This window comes from Kluyvera sp. Awk 3 (assembly GCF_028069715.1).
In the GTDB taxonomy this organism is placed as follows: Bacteria; Pseudomonadota; Gammaproteobacteria; order Enterobacterales; family Enterobacteriaceae; genus Kluyvera; species Kluyvera georgiana_A.
Genome location: NZ_JANEWH010000156.1, coordinates 1 through 9,685 on the forward strand (window position 1 = coordinate 1; position 9,685 = coordinate 9,685).

The 9,685-nt window shown below is 51.7% G+C and carries 7 protein-coding genes; 4 read left to right on the forward strand and 3 right to left on the reverse strand.

Going from position 1 to position 9,685, the window contains the following annotated elements; translation table 11 throughout:
• The first annotated feature begins 384 nt into the window (after positions 1-384).
• The 3 genes from NNN71_RS21560 (at position 385) to NNN71_RS21570 (ending at position 4,832) form a co-directional block, all read left to right on the forward strand.
• Complete coding sequence (locus NNN71_RS21560) at positions 385-2,736, forward strand: autotransporter domain-containing protein (protein ID WP_271459303.1); 2,352 nt, start codon at positions 385-387, stop codon at positions 2,734-2,736.
• Positions 2,737-2,931: 195 nt separating this feature from the next.
• Positions 2,932-3,834 (forward strand): ROK family protein, encoded by a 903-nt coding sequence (locus NNN71_RS21565; RefSeq protein ID WP_163449329.1) that lies wholly within the window; start codon positions 2,932-2,934, stop codon positions 3,832-3,834.
• 17 nt (positions 3,835-3,851) lie between these two features.
• Positions 3,852-4,832 carry a LacI family DNA-binding transcriptional regulator gene (locus tag NNN71_RS21570; RefSeq protein WP_223802863.1) on the forward strand — a complete coding sequence of 327 codons (981 nt, stop codon included), beginning with the start codon at positions 3,852-3,854 and terminating at the stop codon, positions 4,830-4,832.
• Positions 4,833-4,891: 59 nt separating this feature from the next.
• Here the strand turns inward: NNN71_RS21570 and NNN71_RS21575 are convergent, their stop codons facing one another.
• Complete coding sequence (locus NNN71_RS21575; protein WP_271459304.1) at positions 4,892-6,874, reverse strand: alkyl/aryl-sulfatase; 1,983 nt, start codon at positions 6,872-6,874, stop codon at positions 4,892-4,894.
• A 254-nt stretch (positions 6,875-7,128) separates the two neighbouring features.
• On the opposite strand from NNN71_RS21575, the gene NNN71_RS21580 reads away from it, so the two are divergent.
• Positions 7,129-7,512, forward strand: a complete 384-nt coding sequence (locus NNN71_RS21580) for a hypothetical protein (protein ID WP_271459305.1) — start codon at positions 7,129-7,131, stop codon at positions 7,510-7,512.
• Positions 7,513-7,565: 53 nt separating this feature from the next.
• Here the strand turns inward: NNN71_RS21580 and NNN71_RS21585 are convergent, their stop codons facing one another.
• Both NNN71_RS21585 and lpxO read right to left on the reverse strand, forming a co-directional pair.
• Positions 7,566-8,195: a winged helix-turn-helix transcriptional regulator gene (locus NNN71_RS21585; RefSeq protein WP_163449325.1), complete on the reverse strand. Its 630-nt coding sequence runs from the start codon at positions 8,193-8,195 to the stop codon at positions 7,566-7,568.
• Positions 8,196-8,378: 183 nt separating this feature from the next.
• Positions 8,379-9,281 (reverse strand): lipid A hydroxylase LpxO, encoded by a 903-nt coding sequence (lpxO, locus tag NNN71_RS21590; RefSeq protein ID WP_249023070.1) that lies wholly within the window; start codon positions 9,279-9,281, stop codon positions 8,379-8,381.
• Positions 9,282-9,685: the final 404 nt, after the last annotated feature.

Sequence of the window (9,685 nt, forward strand, 5' to 3'; positions counted from 1 at the left end):
ACCCAATACATAACATTACATTTATCGAATTAATAAAATCGTTAATTCAAATAATACTCTGTCCGTCATTATCACAAAACAATATGAAGGACTTTTAAAATGCGTCATACAGCTCGATTGACACTGCTTTCCCAGTGCATTCTTCTGTCTCTTTCGGCAATCTCAGGTTCTGCGCTCGCTGACCAAACCGATCCCTGCACCGGTACATCAACAACGACCTGTGGCTTTCAGGATAAAACCAGCCCAGGACCAAACGGCACCTCATTGATTTTTGTAAACAATAATGGCTCTGCCATTATGAGTGACGCCCAGAATAGCAACGCGATATATCTGTGGGATCAGACAGCCGGAGATACGCAGTCCTTAACGGTAAATGGTACCGATATGTCCGGAACATATATTCAAGGTGGTTATATTGGCACCAAAAATATCACCCTGAATAATGCCACCACCGATATGATTGAAGCTGGTAATAATACTAGCGGCGATTCTACAAACGTTAACCTGGTTATCAATCATTCGACCTTAAACGGTGAGGATGATGGCACCGCCTATGGTTATAAACCTGATGTGGGCAACAAAGATTATATGGGCGGTGCATCGATCTTTGTCGACTCCGGGGAAAATGCTGGCAACAATAATATTGCCGTACAAAATGGTAGTACGCTCAACGGTTCAGTCTACGCGGTAACCGGTACTGATAATAACATTGCCGTATCGGGTAATAGTTCCGTTAACGGCTCCATTTATGCTATGAGCGCCGCTGGAAATAACAATGTCACCCTGAGTGATAGCAATCTGGTTGGTGAGACGGGAGATGCAACCCTGCTGGGTTACCTCGAGAGCAGCTATTCCAACAACGGAAATGCCAAAGAGATTAATGCGCTGCTTGATGGCCAAACCGTTGCCATGGGGGTCTATGGTACCCAATCATCCACCATTGCGCTGACTAACAGCGCGGTGACCGGTGATATTGCCGCTATCGGTGATAATACGAACGGTTCTTCCACCGTTAGCCTCAGCGTCAGTGGCAACAGCCAGGTCAATGGCGATATCATCCTCGCCGATCACAGCGCCGCAACCGTATCAATGAGCGACAGCACATTAACCGGCAACATTGATGCGACGAATGAAGGCAACACCGCTGTCGCACTGAACAACGCGACGGTCAATGGCAATATCACCACCGGCACGGGTAATGATTCCATCACATTAGCGAATAATTCACATGTGACTGGCACTGTCGACGGCGGTACGGGCGCCGATACGCTTTCCCTGGATGCGGGGAGCTCAGTTGATGGGTCTATCGCTCAGTTCGAAACCGTCAACACCGCAGGTAATAACAGCCTGACCGTTGATACCATTGAAGATAACACCACCTGGAATATCCAATCCGGTTCTACGCTGTTTGTAACCAACACCACCGGTAGTAACGTACAGGTCAATATGTCTTCCGACAGCCTGGTGAACTTAGGCACTGTTGGCGCGACAGCGAACAGCAATCTGGTGGTCAGCAACACCTCGATGAGCACCGCAAACCAGCAGAATCTGGCGATTGCTACCTATACCACCAGCGCCAGCAACCCATCGAATGCCGTCTCCGTTGCCTTCAGCAACGGCGCACAGCAGGTTGAGAGCCGCAACGGGGCTTACAACTACAACAACAGCCTGACGCAGCAAGCGCAGCCGAGCACGGTGTCCAACGGCCTGCTGCAAGCCAACAACGATACCGTGTACAACGTCATGTTCAGCAGCTCTCGCGGCGACCTCGCCAGCGACGTGCAGGGGATGATCGCCGGTCTGGATGCCGCCAAACAAGCCGGCCGCATGATCACCGACGATCTGGCGAACCGCCTGACTCAGGTACACTTGCAGAATCTGTTCGGCCACGGCGTTGATGGTGCGCAGGTCTGGGGTGATTTCCTCTACCAGAACGGCGATTACAGCGATGACGTTGACTATAAAGATATTACTCAGGGCGTACAGGGCGGTGTGGACTGGACCACGCATCTGAACAATGGCGACAGCCTGACCGGCGGTATCGCACTGGGCTGGACCCGCAGCCGTGACCGCAGCACCAACGGCGGTAGCAACAACTTTAACGACAGCGTCTATGGTAACTACTACAGCGTGTACGGTGGCTGGCAACAGTCGCTGCACGACAACCTGTGGGGCATGTTCGTTGACGGCAGCTTCAGTTATGGCGATATGCGCTATTCCACTTCAGCCAACAACGTTAGCAACGCCACGACCGGCATGACCCAGGCACTGGACGGGTCTTCCGACGGCAATCTGTACACCACCCAAGCGCGGGCGGGCGTTAACGTCGTACTGCCAGGTGAAACCGTTATCCAGCCTTATGCAACCCTCGGCTGGGATAAAGCGCAGGAAGACGGCTTCTCTGACCAGGCCATCACCTTTGGCGACAGCCAGGTATCGGAATGGAACACCGGCATTGGTATGCGGGTGACCACCAAACTGGCGGATCTCAATAAAAACGTTGAGCTGTATCCATGGCTGGATGCGCGCTATCAAACCGAGTTTAGCGATAACACCGATATCAAAGCGGCGGACTATCACAACACCAACGGTCATAACGCCACCATGGGTATCTTCGGCGCAGGGATTAATACCACCATCGGTAAAGATTTCTCTCTGAATACCGGCGTGTACTTCGGTACCGGCGATGTGGATAACGATGCCAGCGTCCAGGCAGGCGTAAGTTACCACTTCTAATCACTCTTCAGGCCCTGACTCTTCAGGGCCTTTTTTATACCCTCCCAGCTTGTCCACTATACGTACTCTCACTTCATCCTGTTAATTTGTCGCCTTTCCAACCTCTCCATCTCACATTTTTCCGCATTACATATTCTGTATAGTAAACAAAAGTTCTACACTTCCGCCATCGTTTCCAACAACAGGACAGCAACCATGAGATTAGGACTGGATATCGGCGGGACAAAGATAGAGGCAGTGGTATTAGATGATGGGGGGGAAATCATCTATCGGCAGCGCTACGCTACGCCAAAACAGCGCTATGAGGATTTCTTGCAGGCTGTCATCAGCGCCATTCATGCTGCGCGCGACGCCACACAACACAATATCTCCATAGGTCTGGGAATACCGGGCGCCGCAGGCCGCGACGGTTTAATCAAAAATTCGAACATCCTGGTGCTAAATCAGCAGCCATTTGTCCAGCACCTCGAGCAGCAGCTTGCCATGCCCGTTGCCGTAACCAATGACGCTAACTGCTTTACCTTATCGGAAGCCATCGACGGCGCAGGTAAAGACTACGACGTCGTCTTCGGCGTTATCTTAGGCACCGGGTGCGGTGGCGGTCTGTGCGTCGACAACCGTTTGATTACCGGGCCCAATGCCTGTGCAGGCGAATGGGGGCACAACGCGCTTCCCCACTATCACCCCGAGAAAGACGGTGCCAGCGAGGTTTGCTACTGTGGGCAAACCAACTGTATCGAGAGTTTTATCTCCGGCAGCGGCCTGGAAAGGCAGTATTTCCAGATATTTAGTAAACATGATAAGGTACCGGAAATTATTGCTCAGCTGAATGCGGGGAATACGGTGATTGCCGCGCTATGGGATCGCTATCAGGACCAGGTGGCGCGCGCGCTAGCGGGAATCGTGAATACCCTCGATCCGGATGCCATTGTGCTTGGCGGCGGGGTGTCGAATATTCCACAGCTGTATACCGGCCTGCAGGAACGCATTGCGCAGTATGTCTTTGGTAAGCAATGCTGTACCCCTGTCGTACAGGCGCGCCATGGTGACAGCAGCGGCGTGCGTGGCGCAGCCTGGCTTGGGGCGCAGCGTCGATAACACACATCGAGAGAGAGATGGCTAAAGCAGTCAGAATTCGCGATATTGCCGCCGCGTGCGGCGTATCGCCAGGAGCGGTATCCCGCGCACTGAAAGGACAACCCGGCCTGCGCGAGGAAACCCGGCAGCGCATCATCGCCGCTGCCGAGCAGCAGGGTTACGATTTTTCGCGCCTGCGCAGCGATAAAATAAAACGCGTTCTGTTTTTGCTCCATCGGCAACACAATATCAACCGCGCGCTGCCCTTCTATTCGCCGCTGTTTTTGGCCATTGAGGCCGAGTGTCGTGAACAGGGTATCGCCTTGAGTTTTCTGGCAACCGGCCCCGGTGACGCGCTGGCTGAACAGGTGATGCTTCACCAGCCTGATGCGCTAATCTGCGCCGGTTTTTTTGAGCCGGAGCTAATAGCCCTGCTGGAACAGCTAAAGCTGCCGCTGGTCCTGGTCGATCTCTGGTCGCCGGGTCTGCCCTGCATCAACCCCGATAATATGCAGGGCGGCTACCTTGCCACCCGTCATTTGTTGTCGCTGGGGCGTAAGCGCATCGCTTTTCTCGCCAGCACGCTGTCACACTACAGTATCCGTCAGCGTGAAAAAGGCTATCGCCAGGCGCTGTATGAGGCTCAGCTGCTGATGCCTCCGGAGTACGAGGCCATCGCGCTACCGCAACTTGATACCGAGCAATCCCTGGTGCGCGCCATTCACGAGCTTTTCGATCTCGCCGAGCCGCCGGATGCGATTTTTGCCTACAACGATGCCACCGCGCTGCTGGTGTTAGCGGTGTGCGCCGAACGTGGGCTACGCGTGCCACAAGACATTGCATTGGTGGGGTTTGATGATATTGAACCTGCGGCATGGTCGCAGCCCCCGTTAACCACCATTGCGGTCGATAAGCAGCGATTGGGGCGCGAAGCGCTGGCGGTATTGTTGTCCGGGCAAATGGAAACCAACGTTCTGCTGCCGGTAGAACTGGTGGTACGCGCCAGCTCTGGCGCGTAACGGACTATCGTCAATGCCCGGCATCAGCGTTCTCGCCTCGTCCGGGCTCTCCTGAACGCTTATGGCGTCACCATATTGAACCAGAATTCGAATTTATCCATATAGCTTAGCATCTCGTCCAGCTTCGCATGATTGCCGGTGACGCGTACGTCTCCCTGCGCTTCCGCCTGCTGCAGCGATTCTTGCTTCAGGATAATTTTGTTGAGGGTTTCGCGGTTGAGCACAATGGTGGCGTCCGGGTTGCTGGCCTGAACGTTCGCACTATGGTTCAGCACGCCGTTTTCCAGCTCCAGCTTGTATTTGCCCCCCTCGCCGCCGAGATCGACATTAAACACCGCTTTCGCGTTGGCCGCCTTTTCTCCGTTAATATGCACCGCCAGATAGTCGAAGAACATCTCCGGCGACATCGCCTTGACGGTATCCGGGCTGGCCGTATTTGGCGTAGGTCCTTTCACCACGCCGTTACGCAGTTCCTGCGCGCCGGTCAGGTAGAAGTTACGCCACGGGCCTGACTCAGCTTGATAACCCAGCTGTTCCAGCGCATCTGCCTCCAGATTACGTGCCGCCTGGTTACTCGGATCAGCGAAGACGATGTGGTTGGTGACCTGCGCCACCCAGCGATAGTGCCCCTGCGCGTAGTCAGCTTTCGCTTTTTGCATAATGGCATCCGCACCGCCCATATAATCGACATATTTCTTCGCGGCATCGGTCGGTGCCAGCTCGTCGAGGGTGGCCGGGTTGCCATTAAACCAACCGAGGTAAAACACGTAGGTCGCCTTCACGTCATGACTCACGGAGCCATAATAGCCGCGGCTGGCCCATGAGTTTGCCAGGCCCGACGGCAGCTTGAAGTTAGCGGCAATTTCATCGCGGGTCAGACCCTGGTTAGCCAAACGTAACGTCTGGTCGTTGATATAACGATACATATCGCGTTGACTTTTCATCAACTTAACGACGTTTTCATTGCCCCAGGTCGGCCAGTGGTGCTGAGCGATAATAATTTTCGCCTTACCGCCCCAGCGATCAATCACATCATTGACATACTTCGACCACGCCAGCGGATCACGAATTTTCGCGCCGCGCAGAGAGTAAGTGTTGTGGAGGGTGTGGGTTACGTCTTCCGCCGCTTCGATCATCCCCTTCTCTTCCACATACCACAGCATTTCTGAAGGTGCTTCCGAGCCTGGCGCCATCATAAAGTCATAGGTCAGGCCATCGATGACCTCTTTTTGCCCGGTGTGGGTAATGTAATCAGTCGGCTCAATTAACGTCACGGTCCCTGCGGACGTGGTGGTTCCCAGCCCTGCGCCCACCTGACCTTTGGCCCCTGGCTTCAGCAGGTTGCCGTACATGTAGCTGGCACGACGGCTCATGGCATTCCCGGCCATAATGTTTTCCGACACGGCTTCCTGCATAAAGCCTGCGGGCGCGTAAACTTTTACCTTGCCGGATTTCACGTCGGCTTCATCCACCACGCCACGTACGCCGCCGTAGTGATCCACATGGCTGTGGGTATAGATAATCGCAACAACGGGCTTCTTACCGCGATGTTTGTAGTACAGGTCCATCCCGACTTTCGCCGTTTCGGCGGAAACCAATGGGTCAATGACCGTGATCCCCTCTTTGCCTTCCATGATGGTCATATTGGAGAGGTCGAGGTTACGGATCTGGTAGACGCCGTCGGTGACTTCAAACAGACCGCCGATGTTGATCAACTGAGACTGACGCCACAGGCTCGGGTTGACGGTATCCGGTGCTTTCTCGCCCTCTTTGATGAAGTTGTACTGCTGAGGATTCCATACCACGTTGCCGGCTGCGCCTTTAATCAAGTCCTGTGGCAGTGGAGCAATAAAACCTTTATGCGCATTCATAAAGTCGGTCTGGTCGGCGAACGGCAGGGTTTTGTACAGCGCGTCATTGCTCGTTTTGGTCTGTACCGTGGCATCGTTTCCCATTGCCTGTGCCATAACAGGCAGAGAAATCAGGGATGTTGAGCACACGCCGGCAATAGCCATCCAGCCAACCATTTTATTCAGTTTCATAAAACCTCTGTTTTTACATTTCGCCGCACAGGAAAGAAAATATTGATATAAATAATCGGCGGCAGGTGACATCTAACGAAAATAACAATGGCATTAAGCTAGCACCGGCAGAGATACAGAGAAAAAGATAAGTCATTTAAATTTAAATTTGGACGTCAAGACTTCGCATCATTTAAAAATGGATAAATCAACACTCGCGATATCGCAGCGAAAAAAGATAATGAGCAGCATATTCATTTATCTCAGGAAAACTAATGCGTAAACTGCTGCTTATGGTGTTGACATTCTGGCTAGCGGGCTGCACTTCACAACCTCCCGCCATGCTGACGAAAATTGACGCGATCCAAATTCCTGTCGTACAAAATGGCTCGCCATCAGCTGACGTTGCTGCAATGAGTTCACTCTATCAGCAGAATAAATCGATTCTTGATAATACAACGCTGAATCTGAAGACGGACTATCTGCTGAATGTGAAAACGGCGGAAATATTTGACGAGCACAGTCAGGCGCATCAGGTTTATATCTCTCTATCAAAACTTGATCAAATTCGACTGATGAACAACCTCTATTTGAAGGAGCAGAACGCGACTGGATTACAGCAAGTCAATGAGGTCCTTCGACCACTTACCAAGGTATGATTAAAGGCTACCGTCTGAGGCGGTAGCCTTTAATCTTTAGGAGGAACGCCTTATTAAAAGCGTTCCGGTAAATTATGCAGTTCCATAAGATAGCCGCCACGTTTAAACGTTATATAGTGGCCGCTCTTCAATGCTGATAGCACGTTTAATATGCTACTGCGCGACAGGTGCGTACGTTCCTGAATATAATCAAGAATCGATACGCGCATGCGCATCTCTTCCGGCAGTTGGCTCATATCCAGCAAATGGTTACGAATCACCGAGTAGGTCCGCTGCTGAACCACCAGCGCATCGCGATAAAAAAGATAGGCAGTGTGGTAAGACAGCAGCGCGGCAACATCTTCCCAGACCCCGTGCTGACGAAACATCTCCATCGCGGTGTTTGCATCGACGCGCAGGATCGTGGACTCGGTTTCGGCACGCAGCAAATGGCCTCGTACGGGCTGGATCATTTCGGCAATGCCAAACAGGTGCGGGTCATAAACGGAGACAATCAAGAGCCCGTCGGAAGCCCTGAGGATTGACAGCTCACCTTGCTGAAACAGGTACAGCTGGGGCTGGTTTTTGTATGTCCAGGTCATGCGCTTTCGCGGCACAACCTTCATTTTTTCGGCAATCGGCTCAAGCAGTGCCGTCAAACGCTGGATACTTTGTTCCGGGCGGATAGGCGGTAAAATATGCATAGAAATACCTGATTAGTTCCATTCCTTACGATTATAGAGCGCAACAGGGTGTCCGTAAAAATTGCACAATTAAGCATTTACGCATATCCCGAACCCGTGACAAACCGCAACTTTGTTTAAATCTAAACAAAGAAAGCAATTCCCTGGCCTATCATTATAGAAACGGCGACCAGGGTCGCCGACTCAAAATGCTCGCCAGATAAGTACCGCGATCCCCGCAAACAGAACCCATTTAACGATGTAGTACACCGCCTTATTCCATTTTTTCAGCCGTTTTCCCACAATACGAATCTGATAAATATAACGAAAACTACGATTAATACCGCCGATACGGTCGCCGACGTCATTCGGCGCTACCGCCGCACTCATTAAATTGCGTCCCAGCCAATGGTTTACCCTTTGCGCCCAGCGGTAACGCATAGGACGCTCAATATCGCAGAACAAAATCAGGCGATTCTCACCGCTTGTATTTTCTGCGTAGTGTATATAGGTTTCATCAAACAGAACCCCTTCACCATCACGCCAGCTATAGCGTTCGCCGTCGACCTCAATAAAGCAACGATCGTCATTGGGCGTCAACAGACCCAGGTGGAAACGCAATGAGCCTGCATAAGGGTCACGATGACGCGGTAAGCGACTACCGTCAGGCAGCGTAGCAAACATGGCCGCCTTTACGGAGGGAATGCTACGCAACAGCTCGGTGGTTCTCGGGCACAGTGTGCTGGCCGACGGATGCGCCTCCTCATACCATTTCAGGTAGAAACGTTTCCATCCGGTTTTAAAAAATGAGTTAAAGCCAGCGTCGTTGTACTTTTCGGCCGCTTTAATTTTCTCCATATTTTGCAGACGGACCCCTTCGTCACGAATCACTTCCCAGTGTTCCTGTAATACAGCCAGCTCGGGAAATGCGTCTGGACGGAGATATGGCGTATTGTCGACGCGCGAGAAAAGATACATAAAACCATTCAACGGTGCCGTGAACGTCGAATGATCGGAAAGCTGGCGCCAGAAGCGAAACCGCACTTTTCCCCGGAAATGCACATAAAGCACGGAAATAATAATTATCAGCAGAATGATGTACTTCATCTTTGCTCACCCAACCATAGGTTACTTTAAACGTTTCGTTCGATGACCGCGGCATCAGAAAATCCGCAGCCCAAAAATCTTAGCAAAGAAAATCTGCCACGAACAAAATCAGCGGGCAAAAGCGATGAGCAGAGCAAAAATGTCGGACTGCGCCACCAGCACGAACGGCAGCTATCCCTTCTGATTCAGAATAATACCACCACTAAATTAACAGCATGGTTAACAGTCTCTTTTGTGAAATAACGTTATGGAGCCTGTTTCCGATACATCTTTTCTTGAGACACACTCACAACACCCAATAACTTGTTAACAACTCATTAATTTCACGGAATTTACTCATTATTTCCGAACTTTATAAACGCGCATTGCTAGTAGAAAAAACATAATTAGTCAAATTCAAATAT